We start from the raw sequence: 1,174 nt of genomic DNA on the forward strand, positions 1-1,174 counted from the left end.
CTGAGGACAAGCCCTCGGCCTATTAGTACCGGTCAACTCCACCCCTCACAGGGCTTCCATATCCGGCCTATCAACCCAGTCGTCTACTGGGAGCCTTACCCTCTCAAGGAGGTGGGAGTGCTCATCTCGAAGCAGGCTTCCCGCTTAGATGCTTTCAGCGGTTATCCCTCCCGAACGTAGCCAACCAGCCATGCCCTTGGCAGGACAACTGGCACACCAGAGGTTCGTCCGTCCCGGTCCTCTCGTACTAGGGACAGCCCTTCTCAACACTCCTACGCGCACAGCGGATAGGGACCGAACTGTCTCACGACGTTCTAAACCCAGCTCGCGTACCGCTTTAATGGGCGAACAGCCCAACCCTTGGGACCTACTCCAGCCCCAGGATGCGACGAGCCGACATCGAGGTGCCAAACCATCCCGTCGATATGGACTCTTGGGGAAGATCAGCCTGTTATCCCCGGGGTACCTTTTATCCGTTGAGCGACGGCGCTTCCACAAGCCACCGCCGGATCACTAGTCCCGACTTTCGTCCCTGCTCGACCCGTCAGTCTCACAGTCAAGCTCCCTTGTGCACTTACACTCAACACCTGATTGCCAACCAGGCTGAGGGAACCTTTGGGCGCCTCCGTTACTCTTTAGGAGGCAACCGCCCCAGTTAAACTACCCACCAGACACTGTCCCTGATCCGGATCACGGACCCAGGTTAGACATCCAGCACGACCAGAGTGGTATTTCAACGACGACTCCACCATGACTGGCGTCACGGCTTCAAAGTCTCCCACCTATCCTACACAAGCCGAACCGAACACCAATATCAAGCTATAGTAAAGGTCCCGGGGTCTTTCCGTCCTGCTGCGCGAAACGAGCATCTTTACTCGTAATGCAATTTCACCGGGCCTATGGTTGAGACAGTCGAGAAGTCGTTACGCCATTCGTGCAGGTCGGAACTTACCCGACAAGGAATTTCGCTACCTTAGGATGGTTATAGTTACCACCGCCGTTTACTGGCGCTTAAGTTCTCAGCTTCGCCCCGACGAATCAGAGCTAACCGGTCCCCTTAACGTTCCAGCACCGGGCAGGCGTCAGTCCGTATACATCGCCTTACGGCTTCGCACGGACCTGTGTTTTTAGTAAACAGTCGCTTCTCGCTGGTCTCTGCGGCCACCCCCAGCTC

1 rRNA gene is annotated in these 1,174 nt (G+C 56.5%); it reads right to left on the reverse strand.

The features are described 5' to 3' along the window. Positions 1-2: 2 nt before the first annotated feature. Positions 3-1,174: ribosomal RNA gene (locus ADK60_RS22515) — 23S ribosomal RNA — on the reverse strand; the annotation flags it as partial.

It is taken from the genome of Streptomyces sp. XY431 (assembly GCF_001279805.1).
Lineage (GTDB): Bacteria > Actinomycetota > Actinomycetes > Streptomycetales > Streptomycetaceae > Kitasatospora > Kitasatospora purpeofusca.